This is a genomic window from Paracoccus chinensis (assembly GCF_900102885.1).
GTDB lineage: Bacteria > Pseudomonadota > Alphaproteobacteria > Rhodobacterales > Rhodobacteraceae > Paracoccus > Paracoccus chinensis.
Map to the genome: position 1 here is coordinate 107,319 of NZ_FNGE01000011.1, position 14,579 is coordinate 121,897.

14 protein-coding genes are annotated in these 14,579 nt (G+C 71.8%); 2 read left to right on the top strand and 12 right to left on the bottom strand.

The features are described 5' to 3' along the window. Positions 1–2 precede the first annotated feature (2 nt). Together BLQ03_RS12430 and BLQ03_RS12435 are read left to right on the top strand one after the other, a co-directional pair. Entirely contained in the window at positions 3–956 is a 954-nt protein-coding gene (locus BLQ03_RS12430) for a hypothetical protein (protein ID WP_245688878.1), read from the top strand. 69 nt (positions 957–1,025) lie between these two features. After that, positions 1,026–2,237 carry an NAD(P)/FAD-dependent oxidoreductase gene (locus BLQ03_RS12435; RefSeq protein ID WP_090756571.1) on the top strand — a complete coding sequence of 404 codons (1,212 nt, stop codon included), beginning with the start codon at positions 1,026–1,028 and terminating at the stop codon, positions 2,235–2,237. Here BLQ03_RS12435 and BLQ03_RS19030 read toward each other — a convergent pair. From BLQ03_RS19030 to BLQ03_RS12495, 12 genes are all read right to left on the bottom strand, one after another. Next, entirely contained in the window at positions 2,234–5,665 is a 3,432-nt protein-coding gene (locus BLQ03_RS19030) for an AAA family ATPase (RefSeq protein ID WP_090756573.1), read from the bottom strand. The two genes, BLQ03_RS12435 and BLQ03_RS19030, sit on opposite strands and share 4 nt — an antisense overlap. Continuing rightward, complete coding sequence (locus BLQ03_RS12445; RefSeq protein ID WP_090756575.1) at positions 5,665–6,945, bottom strand: metallophosphoesterase family protein; 1,281 nt, start codon at positions 6,943–6,945, stop codon at positions 5,665–5,667. Before BLQ03_RS12445 ends, BLQ03_RS19030 begins: the two co-directional genes overlap by 1 nt. 249 nt (positions 6,946–7,194) lie before the next feature. Next, on the bottom strand, positions 7,195–7,521 hold the full coding sequence (locus tag BLQ03_RS12450) for a DUF1491 family protein (protein WP_245688879.1): 327 nt from the start codon (positions 7,519–7,521) through the stop codon (positions 7,195–7,197). Then, positions 7,521–8,465 (bottom strand): GTPase Era, encoded by a 945-nt coding sequence (gene era, locus BLQ03_RS12455; protein ID WP_090756579.1) that lies wholly within the window; start codon positions 8,463–8,465, stop codon positions 7,521–7,523. The genes BLQ03_RS12450 and era overlap by 1 nt, the downstream gene beginning before the upstream one ends. Next, positions 8,462–9,151, bottom strand: a complete 690-nt coding sequence (rnc, locus tag BLQ03_RS12460) for a ribonuclease III (protein ID WP_090756581.1) — start codon at positions 9,149–9,151, stop codon at positions 8,462–8,464. The genes era and rnc overlap by 4 nt, the downstream gene beginning before the upstream one ends. Positions 9,152–9,160: 9 nt before the next feature. Further along, a complete protein-coding gene (gene lepB / locus BLQ03_RS12465) occupies positions 9,161–9,955 on the bottom strand; it encodes a signal peptidase I (RefSeq protein ID WP_090756583.1) in 795 nt (264 codons plus the stop codon). Between the two features lie 95 nt (positions 9,956–10,050). Continuing rightward, positions 10,051–10,455, bottom strand: coding sequence for a holo-ACP synthase (gene acpS, locus BLQ03_RS12470; protein ID WP_090756585.1), 405 nt, complete (start codon positions 10,453–10,455; stop codon positions 10,051–10,053). Beyond that, positions 10,452–10,874, bottom strand: a complete 423-nt coding sequence (locus tag BLQ03_RS12475; protein WP_090756587.1) for a hypothetical protein — start codon at positions 10,872–10,874, stop codon at positions 10,452–10,454. The genes acpS and BLQ03_RS12475 overlap by 4 nt, the downstream gene beginning before the upstream one ends. Then, positions 10,871–11,608, bottom strand: a complete 738-nt coding sequence (locus BLQ03_RS12480; RefSeq protein ID WP_090756589.1) for a pyridoxine 5'-phosphate synthase — start codon at positions 11,606–11,608, stop codon at positions 10,871–10,873. The genes BLQ03_RS12475 and BLQ03_RS12480 overlap by 4 nt, the downstream gene beginning before the upstream one ends. A gap of 32 nt (positions 11,609–11,640) precedes the next feature. Continuing rightward, the gene (locus BLQ03_RS12485; RefSeq protein WP_090756590.1) at positions 11,641–12,468 is read right to left on the bottom strand and encodes a 4-(cytidine 5'-diphospho)-2-C-methyl-D-erythritol kinase; all 828 of its coding nucleotides are present in this window, start codon (positions 12,466–12,468) and stop codon (positions 11,641–11,643) included. Between the two features lie 16 nt (positions 12,469–12,484). Next, positions 12,485–14,389, bottom strand: coding sequence for a tetratricopeptide repeat protein (locus BLQ03_RS12490; protein WP_090756592.1), 1,905 nt, complete (start codon positions 14,387–14,389; stop codon positions 12,485–12,487). 93 nt (positions 14,390–14,482) lie between these two features. Continuing rightward, positions 14,483–14,579: 4Fe-4S dicluster domain-containing protein (locus BLQ03_RS12495; RefSeq protein ID WP_139166733.1), on the bottom strand; the 97-nt coding region annotated here is incomplete at its 5' end.

Consider the following 14,579-nt stretch of genomic DNA (forward strand, 5'->3'; position numbering starts at 1 on the left):
ATATGGGCGCGCGCCCGCTTCCGCAACGCGGGCGCGCCGATTACGCTGCCGCCATGCCGCCGCCCCCCACCCTTCGCGTCTATCTTCACGGGCAGATGCTGCGCACGGCGCGGGCGGGGACCTTTCCGGCGATGGCCGTGCTGGCGCGTGCGGTCCAGGCGCAGGGCTGGCGCGTACTGTTCGAGCGCGCCTCGCCGCACGCGCAGGACAACCCGCCCCCTCCGGGCGACTACGCGTTGCTTCACATGAAGCAGCCCCGCCATCCCCGCACCCTGACCCTGCGCCGCGCCTATCATTATCCCTTCTGGCGCATCGAGCCCGTGGCCGAGCGGTGGCGCTTTGCCGTGGCGCAGGCGCGGTTCGACCCCGACGCGGTGGATGCCGAGGAGGCCGCCGCCTTCGTCCGCCGCTTGCGCGCCCGCGTCCTGCCGGGTCCCGAGCCCCGGCGCGGGGATCACGTCCTTGTGCCGCTGCAGGGCCACCTGCGCCGCACCCGGTCCTTCCAGACCATGAGCCCCATCGAGATGCTGGAGGCGGTCTGCCGCACCAGTCGCCCGGTGGTGGCGACGCTCCATCCGTCCGAAAGCTACGATGCCGCCGACCATGCCGCGCTGGACCGGCTGGCGGCCCGGCATCCGAAGCTGGTGCTGGGTGGCGATACCATGGCGTTGCTGCGGGACTGCGCCTTTGTCGCCACCCAGAACAGTGCGGTCGCCTTCGATGGCATGATCCTGGGCAAGCCTGCGGTCCTGTTCGCGCAGATCGACTTTCACCACGTGGCCCTGAACGTGGCCGACCTGGGTGCCGGGGCCGCGCTGGCCCGGGCGGCCAAGGCCTCTCCCCCGCTCGACCGCTATGTTCACTGGTTCCTCAAGTCGCAGGCGATCGACGCGCAGGCGCCCAACGCGGACGCGCGGATGCTGGCGGCCATGCGCCGGGGCGGCTGGCCGCTGTAGGACCTGAGGGGTTGCGCCCGACCCGACCCTTGCCCAAAGTCCGCGCGATCGAGCGGTGCGGGGACAGGCATGTCGGACAGGGTGGTGATCGTGGGCGCGGGGCAGGGGGGCCTGCAGGTCGCGGCCAGCCTGCGGCAGGAAGGCTTCGCCGGACCCGTCACGCTGCTCGGGGACGAGCCCGGCCTGCCCTACCAGCGGCCGCCGCTGAGCAAGGCCTACATGAAGGACGGTGACGAAAGCCGGCTGGCGCTGAAGCCCGCCTCGTTTTTCGAAACGGCCGGCATCGATTACCGTCCCGGCATCATTGTCGCCGGGATCGACCGGCCGGCGGGCGAGGTGGTGCTGGACAATGGCGAGCGGCTGGGCTTCGATCATCTCGTGCTGGCGACCGGCGCGCGCAACCTGCGCCCGCCGCTGCCCGGGATCGACCTGCCCGGCGTGCACGAGCTGCGCGGCTTGGCCGATGCCGCCCGGCTGCGCGCCATGGCCGAGGGCGTCCGCCGCGCCGCGGTGATCGGGGGCGGCTTCATCGGGCTCGAGTTTGCGGCCGTCGCCGCCGCGCGCGGCATCCATGTCACCGTGATCGAGGCCGCCGACCGGCTGATGTCCCGTGCCGTGACGCCGCCGATCTCGCAGCGCTTCCTGGACTTCCATCGCGCGGCGGGGGTCGATGTCCGCCTGGGCGCGCTCGGCACCGCCGTCCTGGGCGGCAGGGCGGCCGAGGGCGTCGCGCTGGCCGATGGTCAGGAGGTCGCGGCCGATCTCGTCCTGCTGGCCGTGGGCGTCCGCCCGAACATGGAACTTGCCGCCGAAGCCGGGCTTGCGGTCGCCAACGGCATCGTCGTCGACGGACACCTGCGCACGAGCGACCCGCGCATCTTCGCCATCGGCGATTGCGCGAACTTCCCGCTGGGGGGGATCGCCACGCGGCTGGAATCGGTGCAGGCGGCGGTCGATCACGCCCGCCATGTCGCCCGCACGATCACCGGGGCCGGGCAGCCGCCCTATGACGCGCTGCCTTGGTTCTGGTCGGACCAGGGGCCGCTCAAGCTGCAGATCGCGGGGTTGTCCACCGGCTGGGACGATACCCATGTCCTGACCGACGCCACGGGCGCGGTGGATACGGTGCTGGCCTTCCGCGACGAGCGGCTGATCGCGGTCGAAGCGGTGAATCAGGCCGGGCGGCACATGGCCGCGCGCAAGCTGCTGGCGGGCGCGCCGGTCATGTGGGACCGGCTGCAGGGGCTGGACTGGGACCTGCGGGCGGCGCTGGCGGCCTAGGGGCCGAGTTCCAGGATACGGGCCTCGGGGCAGGCCTCGCGCGCCAGTTCGCAGACATGGCGGTGGTGGGTCAGGTAGATCACCTGTCCCGACCGCGACATCTCGGCCAGCGCCCTCAGCGCCAGTCGGGTGCGGGTGTCGTCAAAGGTTTCCATGATGTCGTCGGCGATCACCGGCACCGGCCCATGCGCCCCCGTCCATTCGTGGAAGCCCGCGATGCGCAGCGCGAGGTAAAGCTGGAAGCGCGTGCCCTTGGACAGCGCCCCCGGCTCCTTGGACCCGCCATCCGCCGCGACGGCGATCAGCCGCTCGGTTCCCTCGCCCGGCTGTGAGGTCAGGCCCCGGTAGGCGCCGCCCGTGATGGCGGCAAAGGCGTCCGAGGCGCGGGCCATCATCCCGCTGCGGTGGTGGTCGCGATAGCTGCGCAGCGCGTGGTCCGTGGCGATCACCCCCGCCCGCAGGCGCAGCCAGGCACGGGCCTCCTCCTCGATCCCGATCAGCAGGGCGCGGCGGCGGGCCTCGATCCTCGCCACGCGGTCGTCGCCCGTGACCGCGTCCAGCGCGTGGCGGGCGGCGTAAAGGGCGGCGCGGGCGGATTCCAGCCGCCCCTCGGTCTCGGCCTGAGCATCCTCGGCCCGGACCAAGGCCGCGCGCAATTCGTCGGGTGTGGTGCCGGAAAGGCGCGCGCGCGCCTCATCCAGCGAGGGGACACCCAGAGCGGCGCGGATCTGCGCATCCAGGCGTGCGGCGCGGTCGCGCAGTTCGGCGCGGCGGGCGATGCGGGCCAGCGCCGCCTGGGCATGGGTCAGGTCCGGGGCGCCCAGATGGGCGGTGATGGTCGCCGCCTCAACGTCCAGCCGCGCGCGGCGCTGGGCCAGTGCATGGCGGGCAGCATCTGCCCGGGCGAGGTCCTCAGCCAGCGTCGCGCGGCGCTCGGCCGTGCGGCGGGCCTCGGCCAGCCGGGCAGCGGCGACGGCGTGGCGGGCCAGCGGGTCGCCGGGGGGCAGGTCCAGCGCGCTGGCCAGCGCGTCCACGGCGTCTGCAAAACGGTGCTGGTCCTCCTGCATGGCCTCGGTGCGGTGGCGCAGGTCCTCGGTCACGGCCAGTGCTGCACCAAGCTCTCGCAACGGGGACAGCAGGGCGCGCAGCCGGGCGGCATCGGGCGGGGCCTCGGCCAGGAAGGTCGGGGCGCAGGCCTCGGTCAGGGTGCGCTGCCAGTCGTCCAGCGCCCGCCGCGCCGCCGCCTCGGCTTGCCGGCGGGCGGCGAGTTCCCGCGTCAGGCGCAGCCGTTCGGCCCGGCGCGCGGCCTCCGCCTCGTGGCGGTCGAGCAAGCGCTGGGCTTGGGCGGCAAGCGCGCGCAACTCGCCCTCGGGGGTTTCGCCTGCGGCCTCCAGTTGGGTGCGCAAGGCCTCCTCGGCCTGTGCCGCTTCGGCTTCGGCACGCTCGGCGGCGCGGGCGGCAGCCTCGGCCTCGTCGGCAAGGTTCAGCGCCCGCTCGTGCCGGGCAAGCCAGCCGGACAGGTCCGCCAGAGGATCGGCCGGGTCGCGGCCGGGCAGGATCGCGCCCGCGCGGGCGGCCAGGGTGGCGCGCAACTCGGCCAGCGCCGCCTCGGCAACTGCGAGATCGCGCGCGGCGGCCTCGGCCAGCCGCTCGGCCGTCGCGGCATCCTCGCGCGCGCCGTGAAGCCGGCCGATGTCGGCGGCGCGGTCCAGTTGGGCGGACACGGCGCGGTCATGCGCCTCCATCGTCTCGGCAAAGGCGCGGGCGGTTGCGGCGTCCATCGCCGCCAGATGCGCTTCCCATGCCGCGTCCCGGCGGGCGCGGCTTTCGGCCACCCGCTGCGGATCGGCGGGGCCGATGCTGTCGGCAAGCCCGTCACGCTCGGCCGCCCGGCGCCGCGCTTCCCCGGCCCGGTCGGCGGCCACGCGGGCTGCCGTGTCGCGCACGGCGGTGGCAGCGTCGAGCCGCGCCGCCCAGGTCCCCAGCCGCTCGGTCGAAGGCACTTCAAGCGCCCGCAGCGTAGCCGCGTCGCCCTTCCAAGGCGCCAGCCGTGCCAGTGCCGCATCAAGGCGGGCGGCAGCCTCGGCGGCATTGGCTAGCGCCTCATCGCGCCGGCCCGCCAGATCGGCGCGGCGCAGGGGCGCTAGCGCCTCGCGCAGTGCTGTTGTGCCGTCCTCCGCGCCCTCGTCGTCCAAGGGGCCGCCCGCCGCCGCAAGCTCGTCCACCCGCGCCGCCACCTCGGCCCGGGCCGAGGCGAGCCGCGCCGACAGCCCCTCATGCGCCGTCATCAGCTCGGCCAGCCGGTCGAGCGTCCCGGCGCCGACCTCCAGACTTGCGGGATCCGCGTCGGGCAGGATCTGGCGACCCAGTCCCTCGATCCGCTGGCGGGCGGCGGCAAGCTCCTGCAGGCGGCGGGGCAAGTCGTCGCGCGCGGCGATCCAGCGCGCCTTGAGGTCCTCGTCGAAGCCCGCGGCCTCGGCCTGCGCCAGCGCCGTGTCGTCGGGCACCAGCGCCGCCAGCGCGGCACACAATGCCTGCCGCCGCTCGGCGTCCAAGGCGGCTTCGGTCCGCAGCGCCACGTCGTCGGCTTGCAGCGCGGCCACCCGCGCGGGCCAGGCCGGGGGCACGTCGGGCAGTTCCTCCAGCGGCGCAAGCTCCGCGTCGATGGCGCTCCATTCGGCCAGCCAGGGCAGCGCCTCCAGCGCAGCTTTCGCGGCCTCGCGAGCAGCGGCGGCGCGCGCATGGGCCTCGGCTGCGGCGTCGCGCTCGGCCTCGGCCTTGTCGGCCGTCTGCCGCCGCGCACGGTGCTCGGCCGCCTGCACGTCCAGCGCCTTGCGTTCGGCCACGAGCGCCTCCAACTCGCCGCGCATGTCCTTGAGGGTGCCTTTACGGGCGGATTTCTTGTAGAAGGCGTCTGCCTCGGCACGCAGGCCGTCCAGCCTGTCGCCCAGTTCCGCCAGCCCCGCGCTGGCCGAAAACAGAAGCTGGCCGAGGTTGCCCTTGCTGGACAGGATCAGCTCGCCTCCGTCCTCCATGCTGCCCGCGTCAAGCGCGAACATGTCGGCGCAGTCCTTCCGCTCGATCCCGCCGAGCGCCGCCCGCAGCATCCCGTCGGACACGGGCCGCCCGGCGGGATCGAGCAGGGACTCGCGGGTCTTCTTGACGCGAACGAGTTCCCGCTGGCCATCCGGCAGGTCCAGCACCGCCCCGATCCGCAGCGCGTCATAGGGATGCAGGAAGTTGTAGCTGCTGCGCGCGTGGATGCCGAAGAGCAGGTCCAGCCAGGCGTTCAACAGGGTGGACTTGCCCGCCTCGTTCGGCCCGTGGACGATGTGCAGGTCGGGCCGGCCCGGCTCCGCTGCCCCGAAGTCCAGGCTGCGGTCGGTAAAGCGCCCGTAGCGCGTCAGGTCCAGTCGGCGCAGCCGCATCAGTCCGCGCCGTCCGCCCGGTCGGGGACAAGCCGTGCCACCACCTCGTCGGCGCCCTCGCGGGCGAGGTCGGCGAGCGTGCGGTCCAGCGCGCCCTTGTCCTCGCCGAAGGCCCCGCGCAACTCGGGCGGAAGCTGCCCGATCAGTTCCTGCGCGGCGGCGGTCAGGTCGGCGGCAAAGGCTTCCGAGCCCAGCACCTCGCCCGAGATCAGCCGCCGCAGCGCGACCAGGGGCGAGCCGTCGGCGGCGGGCGCCTCCTCCTCCGGCAAGGTGCAGCTCGAGGTCAGCTTCTCGATCCAGGTGCGCCCGGTGGCCTCGGCCGCCGCCTGGGCCTCGGCCAGCAGCAGGTCCAGGTCGCGCCGGATGCGCCAGGCGAGCGGCGTGGCCCCGGTCAGCACCACCCGCGCCACCAGATGCGGGGAACGCGCCTCTTCCCGTGCCGTTTCCAGCGCGTGGCGCAGGCGCCGGACCAGCGCGGCCCAGTCCGCCACGCCCGTCGCGTCCACGGGCACCGTAGCGAATTCGGCGAGGCTGGTCAGCCGGTCCTCGACGGTGATCGTGCGGTCGGGGGCCACGGTGACCAGCACGACGCCGCGCGGCCCGGCCTCGCCGATGTCGCGCCCCTGCGGGATGCCGGGCATGACGACCTGCGTGCGTCCGACCACCTGTCGCGAGGGCTTGTGGATATGCCCGAGCGCCCAGTAGTCGAAGCCCGACCGCCCCAGGTCGGCGGGCGTCACGGGCGCGTAAGGGTCATGGCCGGGCGCGCCGCCCAGGCTCGTGTGCATCAGGCCGATGTTGACTGCGTCCGACACCGGCGGGCGATAATCGCCCAGCAGGCTGGCCTCGGCCCGGGGCTCGCGGAAGCTGAGCCCGTGCAGGACCACCGGGACCGCGCCCGGCGGACGATCCAGCGACACGGCCTCGGCGCGGTGGGTGTAAACATGGGTCGAAGGCGGCAGCACCAGTTCCCGCGTGATCCGCGACAGCGCGTCGTGGTTGCCGCGGATGATGTGGACGGCCACGCCCGCCTGGTCCAGCCGCCCCAGTTGCTGCGCCAGGAAGCGGGCCGTCGTCATCGAGGTCTGGTCGCCGTCATACAGGTCGCCCGCCAGCAGCAGCGCGTCCACCCGCTCGGCCAGGCACAGGTCCACGATGCCGACGAAAGCTTGCCGGGTGGCGGTCCCGATCAGCTCGGCCACCTCGGGCGCCCGCAGCGCCAGCGAGCGCAGCGGCGAGTCGAGGTGGATGTCGGCGGCATGGACGAAACGGAAGCTCATGGTCACGGATTGTTCCGTGGCGCGAAGCGGAGTGCAAGTGGAGACGCATCACCGGGGGCTTCGCGCCCCCGGTCCCCCGCGGGATATTTATACAAAGAAGAACAGGAGGATCAGCGACAAGGCCAAGCGCTGACGTCGGGTCTGTAGCCGACGCTGACGCTCATGCGCCGAGTTAGTGCTTCTCTTTTGCCCAAGTATCCCGGGGGAGCCGTCCACAGGACGGCGGGGGCAGCGCCCCCTACCAAGGCATCAATCCAGCAGGTCCGTCACGGCGACATGCCCGGGCAGTTCGAGTTCGATCACCCACAGGTCGGGATCGGCGGCACGCCTGCGGGCGATGGCGGCGTCGATGTCGCGCGTCGTTCCCTCGGCCTGCCGCACCCAGGCGCGGCGATCGGCGGAAAGGTCGTATTCCTGCGCCCAGAGCTCGGCCGTCCCGCCGGGGCGCGCCACGCTGACCGCCAGCGCGCCTGCCGTGTCATCGCCGCGATGGACGACATAGGCGCCGCGCCCTTCCAGGTCCGCCCGCCGCAGCAGCGCGGCGACGCGCAGCCCGGCGGTCAGGCGCGGCTCCATCAGTTCCCGTCGCGGAAGTCGAGGCCCATCTCGGTATAGCGCTCGGCCTCGTCCAGCCAGTTCTCGCGCAGCGCCACGCGCAGGAACAGATGAACCGGGCGGCCCATGAACTCGATCAGCTCCTCGCGCGCGGCGCGGCTGACGGCCTTGATCGTCTCGCCGCCCTTGCCCAGCACGATCCCCTTGTGGCCGGCGCGGCTGACATAGACCACCTGGTCGATGCGGGCGGACCCGTCCTGGCGTTCTTCCCAGTTCTCGGTTTCCACCGTCAGCTGGTAGGGGATCTCCTCATGCAGCCGCAGGGTCAGCTTCTCGCGCGTGATCTCGGCCGCGATCATCCGCATCGGCAGATCGGCGATCTGGTCCTCGGGGTAAAGCCACGGACCTTCCGGCACCTCGGCGGCCAGCCAGGCGAGCAGGTCGTCGGTCCCGTGCCCCCGCTCGGCCGAGATCATGAAGGTGCGGACGAAGGGAAAGGCCTCGTTCATCTTCTGCGACAGGGCCAGCAGCTCCTCGGCCTTGACCCGGTCTATCTTGTTGATCGCCAGCGCGACCGGATGCCCGCCCGCCTTCTCGCTGAGCGATTCAATGATCGCCTGCACGCCGTCCGTCAGGCCCCGATGCGCCTCGATCAGAAGGACAACGATGTCAGCATCCGCCGCGCCCCCCCAGGCCGCCGCGACCATGGAACGGTCGAGCCTGCGGCGCGGCCGGAAGATGCCGGGCGTGTCCACGAAGACGATCTGGCTCTGCCCGTGCATGGCGATGCCCCGGATGCGGGCGCGGGTCGTCTGCACCTTGTGCGTGACGATCGAGACCTTGGCCCCGACCATCCGGTTCAGCAGCGTCGATTTCCCGGCATTGGGCTCGCCGATCAGGGCGACGAAGCCCGCGCGGGTCGGTCCTTCGGGCGCCGGTTCGGTCGCGGTGTCGTTCTCGGTCATGGGGTATCCCCGATCTGGTGCAGCATCGCGCTGGCCGCCGCCTGCTCGATGCTTCGCTTGGTGCCGGTGCCGCTGGCTTCGGCCTGCCGGCCATCGTCCAGCCGCACGATGATGCGGAAATGCGGCGCGTGGTCGGGGCCCGAGCGGTCCGCCACCTCGTAGGAGGGCGGGGCCATGCCCTTGGCCTGGGCCCATTCCTGCAGCGTCGTCTTGGGATTGAAGGCCGCTTCCTCGGCCCCCGCGATCCTCGCGCCCCAGAGGCGCAGGATCATGGCGCGTGCGGGTTCGAAGCCCGCATCCAGATAGACGGCGGCGATCACCGCCTCCATCGCGTCACCCAGAAGCGCATCCTTGCGCCTCCCGCCGGTCATCATCTCGGACCGGCCGAGCTTGAGGACTTCGCCCAGCCCGATCTGGCGCGCGATCTCGGCGCAGGTCTCGCCGCGCACGAGCGCGTTGAGGCGCGGCGCAAGCTGGCCCTCGGTTGCGCCCTGGTCGGCCTTCAGCAGCGCCTCGGCGATGGTCAGGCCCAGTACCCGGTCGCCCAGGAACTCGAGCCGCTGGTTGTCGGGCCGCGTGGCCGAGGACAGGCTGCCATGGGTCAGCGCGCGCACCAGCAGGCCGGGGTCGGCGAAGTCGTGACCCAGCCGCGCCGAGAATGCGGCGAGCTCGGCCGAGAGCTTCACCGCGCCACCTCAGTGGACTCCATGGAAGAAGCGGTCCGGCCGCCAAGTCCAGAAATACAGAAGCGAGCTTCCCGCCGAGGAGAAGATCACCCGGTCGGCGCGGCCGATCAGGAATTCGGCCGGCACGAAGCCCAGGCCCCCGGCGATGGCGGGCACGCGGCTGTCTTCCGAGTTGTCGCGGTTGTCGCCCATGAAGAAATAGCTGCCTTCCGGAACGGTGAAGACCGGCGTGTTGTCCAGCGGCCAGTCGTCCAGGATGTTCAGCACATCATGGCTGCGCCCCTCGGGCAGGGTCTCGGTGAAACGGGGGGTTTCGCAGTCGCCGCCCTCGGCCACGGGCTCGTTGGTGCAGCGGGGCAGGGTGCGCGCCGGACCCTGCGGCAGCTTGGGTTCCACGAAGACGCCATTCGGGGCCTGCGGCACGGGCTGGCCGTTGAGGATCAGCTGGCCGTTCCGCATCTGCACCGTGTCGCCGGGCAGGCCGATCACGCGCTTGATGAAATCGACGCCGCGGGTCGGATGGCGGAAGACCACCACGTCGCCGCGCTCGGGCTCGGACCCGAGGATGCGGCCGTCGATGGGACAGAGCGCGAAGGGGCAGGAATAGCGCGAATAGCCGTAGGCCATCTTGTTGACGAACAGGAAGTCGCCGATCAGCAGCGTGTCCTTCATCGACCCCGAAGGGATCCAGAAGGGCTGGAAGAACAGCGTGCGGAACACGCCCGCGATGACCAGCGCCCAGAAGACGGTCTTCACCGTTTCCCAGATGCCGCCTTCCTTTGTCGCGGTCTTGGTGCGGGCCATGCTTTCTCTCGTTCCATGTCGGATGGCGAGGTTCTTGGGCGCGCGAGGCGGCGGAAGTCAAGGCAAAGCGCGTCCCGCACGCGCGGGCGTGAACGTCAGGCGCCCTCGGGCAGGGCCTCGATCACGACAAAGGCCTGCGCCCAGGGGTGGTCATCGGTCAGGGTGACATGGACATGAGCGCGGTGCCCGGGGGGCGTCATGGCCGCCAGCCGCTCGGCCGCCCAGCCGGAAAGCCGCATGGTGGGCTGGCCCGAGGCGAGGTTGTCCACCGCCATGTCCCGCCAGGCAATGCCCATGGCGAGCCCCGTGCCCAGCGCCTTGCTGCAGGCCTCCTTCGCGGCCCAGCGCTTGGCCAGCGTCCCCGCCTCATGCGCCCGCCGCGCGGCCCGTGCCAGTTCGCGTTCCGTATAGACCCGGTTGCGGAAGCGGTCGCCGTGCCGCTCGAGCACGCCCGCGATGCGGTCAATATTGCAGAGGTCCGTGCCGATGCCGAGGATCATGGGGCTGTCTTTATCTCGTGGGGACCAAGGAATTCCTTTGCCCAGCCGGGCAGCACGGGCCAGTGCCGGACGCCATGTTCATGGTATCGTTGCGCGCCTTCGCCGATCAGTCCCTGCGTGTCAACGAAAGCCGCGAGTTCGTCATGAGGATAGACAAAGACCCGATCCCCTTGGCGGAACGCAATGTGCAGTCCCTTGCCAAGATACTTCTTATCGAGAACCATCCGGGCCTTCAGTTGTACGCGCAGTACGGTCTCGCCGTCGATGTGAACGGCAAGGAAGTCGGCCCCCTGCCAGTCGTCGCTGAGCCACATGGAATGAAAGCCATAGTCCGCAAGCCGCGCGGCGATCTTGTGGAAGTTGCGAAGTTCCTTTTGGCGCGCGTTGAGCGTCGGATAAGGGACAAGAGTAAAGCTCATCCTCGCCGCGCCGCGTCCATCCGCGCCCGCATCTCCCTGATCGCCGGACCAAGACCGATGAACAGGGCTTCGGAGATCAGGAAATGACCGATGTTTAGTTCCCTGACCTCGGGCAGGGCGGCGATGGGGCCGACGGTGTCGAAGGTCAGGCCGTGGCCGGCGTGGACCTCGAGCCCGAGCGCGGCGGCGAGGCGCGCACCTTTGGCCAGGCCCGCAAGCTCGGCGTCGCGGGCGGCGTGGTTGCCCTCGGTGTCGAGGTCGCAATAGGCGCCGGTGTGCAGTTCCACCACCGCCGCGCCGATGCGGGCGGCGGCCTCGATCTGGCGCGGGTCGTGGCCGATGAACAGCGACACGCGGCTGCCCGCCTCGCGCAGAGGGGCGATGAAATCGGCCAGCCGCGATTCGTCGCCTGCCACGTCGAGGCCGCCCTCGGTCGTGCGCTCCTCGCGCTTTTCAGGGACGATGCAGACGGCGTGGGGGCGGTGGCGAAGGGCGATAGCCTGCATCTCGGCGGTCGCGGCCATTTCCAGGTTCAGGGGGACATGCAGCGCCTCGGACAGGCGGGCGATGTCGGCGTCCGAGATATGGCGGCGGTCCTCGCGCAGATGCGCGGTGATGCCGTCAGCGCCGGCCTCCTGTGCCAGCAGGGCGGCGCGCAGCGGATCGGGCCAAGGGGTGCCGCGCGCGTTCCGCACGGTAGCCACATGGTCGATGTTGACGCCCAGTCGCAGCATGACAGCCTTCCCCTTGGTTCCCGGGGCAGAGCCTAGCCGCCTGCGCCGCCCGAGGGTAGCCCCGGGATGGTGACGGTGGCGCGGACCCACCAGCCGGGCTGCGCAGCGGCGATGGCCTGCGCGGCACCCTCGGCCGCAGGGGCGTCCGCGAAGATGCCGAAACAGGTCGCGCCCGAGCCCGACATCCGCGCCAGCCCCGCGTTCTGCGCCGACAGCGCGGCAAGGCAGTCGGCGATCACCGGGCGCAGACCCAACGCAGGCGGCTGCAGGTCGTTGCGGGTGGCGGATAGCCACTCTGTCAGCGCGGCGGCATCGGCAAGGGCGGGCAGATCGGGAAGGGGGGCGCTGTCCCGGCGCTCCAGCGCGGCAAAGACCGCGGGGGTAGGCGTTTCAACGCGGGGGTTCACCAGCACCAGATGCAGGTCGGGCAGGGCGACAGGCGTGATCCTTTCGCCCACGCCCTGCATCCGCAGCGGACGGCTGAGCAGGCAGGCGGGCAGGTCGGCGCCCAGGGTCTCGGGCCGATCCGGCGCGGCGCCCAGCGCGCGCAGGACGGCGGCGGCATCCGCCGTGCCCCCGCCGATGCCCGAGGCCGGGGGCAGGTTCTTCTCCAGCGTGACCGCCGCCTGCATGCCCACGTGGCGCAGGGCGCGCAGGCACAGGTTCTTCTCGCCGGTCGGCACGGCATCGGCGAAGGGGCCGGTCACGGTCAGCGCGGCGGGCCCCGGCGCGACCGTCACCCGGTCGCCCAGAGCGGTGAAGACCACCAGCGAATCGAGCAGGTGATAGCCGTCCGCCCGCCGCCCCGTGACATGCAGGGCCAGGTTGATCTTGGCGGGCGCGGGCTCGGTGCGGATCATGAGGGCGAGAAGCGCCTCAGGGCCTTGGCGGAACGGCGCTGCCAGAGGCCTCAACCGTGGCAGGCTCGGGTTCGGGCAGGCCGAAGCCCTCGGGCAAGGTGCCGCCATTCGCCCGCTCGGCTTCCAGAACGGCATCCAGCCCGACGTTCAGCTTGGCGCGGATGCGGTCCACGTCCGTGTCGGTGTCCTCGGGCTTGTAGAGGCTCAGCGCGCGCTGCCACTGGATCTCGGCCTCGCGCTTGCGCCCGACCATCCAGTAGATGTCGCCCATGTGGTCGTTGACCAGGCTGTCGTCGGACATGACCGCGACGGAACGCTCCATCGGCGCCACGGCCTCGGCGTAGCGGCCCAGCCGGTAATAGGCCCAGGCCAGCGAATCGAGGATGTAGCCGTCGTCGGGGCGCAGTTCGACCGCGCGCTCGATCAGCTTGAGACCCTCGTCCAGCCGCACGTTCCGGTCCACCCAGGAATAGCCGAGATAGTTCAGGATCGGCGCCTGATCAGGCTGCAGTTCCAGCGCCGCCTGGAAATCGGCGTCGGCGCTGTCGAACTGGCCCGAGCGTTCCTTGGCGATGCCGCGGGCATAAAGCGGGAACCAGGTCGCCTGCGGGTCCTCGCCTGTCTGCAGGATCTCCAGCGCACGGTCGTAAACGGGCACGGCTTCGGCGAACTTGTCGCGCTGGCGCAGCACGTCGCCCAGCGCGACCCAGGCTTGGGCATAATCGGGATAGGCTTCGGTCAGGGCACGGGCGGCGGCTTCGGCCGCGTCCATCCGCTCGGCGCGCACCAGCGAATCGATGCGCACCAGCTCGGCCGCGGGCCGCATCTGGCCGGCCTCGCGCAGGGCGTCGAACTCGCGCTCGGCCAAGTCGAACTGGCCCGCCGATTGCAGAAGCTGGGCGATCAGCAGCCGCGCGTCCGGCATCTCGGGGTCGAGGGACTGCCCCAACCGCGCATAGATCAGCGCCAGCGGATCGGTTTCCTCATCCCCGATCAGGGCGCCGGCGAAGGTCACCAGCACCTGCGCCAGCCCTTCGCGGGCGTTGCCGATCACGTCGAAGGGCAGCGTCTCGCCCGACTGGAGCCTGCGGCGCAGATCGACCAGCGCCGGCTCGTTCTCGATCGCCTCGAGTCCGTCGAGCATGGCGATCGCCTCGTCGTTGCGTTCCAGCTGCGACAGAACCTGGGCGCGCGCCAGCACGCCCTGCAGGTGCGAGGAGGCCTCGGGGTTGTCCAGCGCCGCCGCCGCGCCCTCGTAATCGCCGACCATGGCGCGGGCGAGCGCAAGCTGGAAGGCCGCGATTCCCGCTACGCCCTCTCCTTCGCCCATCTGCTCGAATGTGGCGAAGGCTTCCGAGGCGCGGCCCGCGCCCATCAGCGCCCAAGCGCGGAACAGGCCGTCCAGCATCGGCCCCCCCGCGCTGGGAGAGGGGCCACCCTGGTCCAGCAGGGCCAGGACGCCGGTCCAGTCCTCGCGCCGGGCCAGGTCCACCCGGCGCAGCAGCACGCCCAGTTCGGTCTCGTCCCCGCCCGCCTGTGCCAGGCGGTTGGCCAGGTCCACGGCCCGGTCGATTTCCCCCGCCGAGATCATCGACACAAGCGCGCCGTCCTGCAGGAAGGGCTCGGCCGGGTCCGCCGCCACCGCCTCGCCGAAATAGCGGGCCGCGGCCGCGAAATCGCTGTCGGTCGCGGCCTGCCGGGCGGCGAGATAGGCCCCGGCGAGGCCGCGGACCGGCGCGGGCCGCAGCCCTTGGCGCGTGTCGCTGCCGGGCGGCGTCTGCGCCTCTGGTCCGGTTGCAGGTTGGGCCTGCGTCATCCGCAGGATGGGCGTCCCCCCGGCCGGCGCGAGGCCGGGCCGGGCAAGGACAGGAGGGGCGGTCGAGATCAGCGCGGCGATCGCCAGGCTCAGGATGGGCTTCATCGAACGGCAATGCCCCGCAGCACAGGTTGACACATGACCCGCGACCCTAGACGGGGACGCACCCGGCGGCAACGCCGGGCGGCCCGGGGCGCATCACATGTTGGGATAGTTCGGCCCGTCGCCGCCCTGCGGCGTGGTCCAGACGATGTTCTGCGACGGGTCCTTGATGTCGCAGGTCTTGCAGTGGACG

What these genes read in the sequence shown, in the direction of transcription:
- BLQ03_RS12485 (WP_090756590.1), bottom strand. Translation starts at nt 12,468, where the DNA reads ATGATCCGCACCGAGCCCGCGCCCGCCAAGATCAACCTGGCCCTGCAT.
- BLQ03_RS19030 (WP_090756573.1), bottom strand. Translation starts at nt 5,665, where the DNA reads ATGCGGCTGCGCCGACTGGACCTGACGCGCTACGGGCGCTTTACCGAC.
- BLQ03_RS12430 (WP_245688878.1), top strand. Translation starts at nt 3, where the DNA reads ATGGGCGCGCGCCCGCTTCCGCAACGCGGGCGCGCCGATTACGCTGCC.
- acpS (WP_090756585.1), bottom strand. Translation starts at nt 10,455, where the DNA reads ATGATCCTCGGCATCGGCACGGACCTCTGCAATATTGACCGCATCGCG.
- BLQ03_RS12450 (WP_245688879.1), bottom strand. Translation starts at nt 7,521, where the DNA reads ATGGAGCCGCGCCTGACCGCCGGGCTGCGCGTCGCCGCGCTGCTGCGG.
- BLQ03_RS12445 (WP_090756575.1), bottom strand. Translation starts at nt 6,945, where the DNA reads ATGAGCTTCCGTTTCGTCCATGCCGCCGACATCCACCTCGACTCGCCG.
- era (WP_090756579.1), bottom strand. Translation starts at nt 8,465, where the DNA reads ATGACCGAGAACGACACCGCGACCGAACCGGCGCCCGAAGGACCGACC.
- BLQ03_RS12490 (WP_090756592.1), bottom strand. Translation starts at nt 14,389, where the DNA reads ATGAAGCCCATCCTGAGCCTGGCGATCGCCGCGCTGATCTCGACCGCC.
- lepB (WP_090756583.1), bottom strand. Translation starts at nt 9,955, where the DNA reads ATGGCCCGCACCAAGACCGCGACAAAGGAAGGCGGCATCTGGGAAACG.
- BLQ03_RS12475 (WP_090756587.1), bottom strand. Translation starts at nt 10,874, where the DNA reads ATGAGCTTTACTCTTGTCCCTTATCCGACGCTCAACGCGCGCCAAAAG.
- BLQ03_RS12435 (WP_090756571.1), top strand. Translation starts at nt 1,026, where the DNA reads ATGTCGGACAGGGTGGTGATCGTGGGCGCGGGGCAGGGGGGCCTGCAG.
- BLQ03_RS12480 (WP_090756589.1), bottom strand. Translation starts at nt 11,608, where the DNA reads ATGCTGCGACTGGGCGTCAACATCGACCATGTGGCTACCGTGCGGAAC.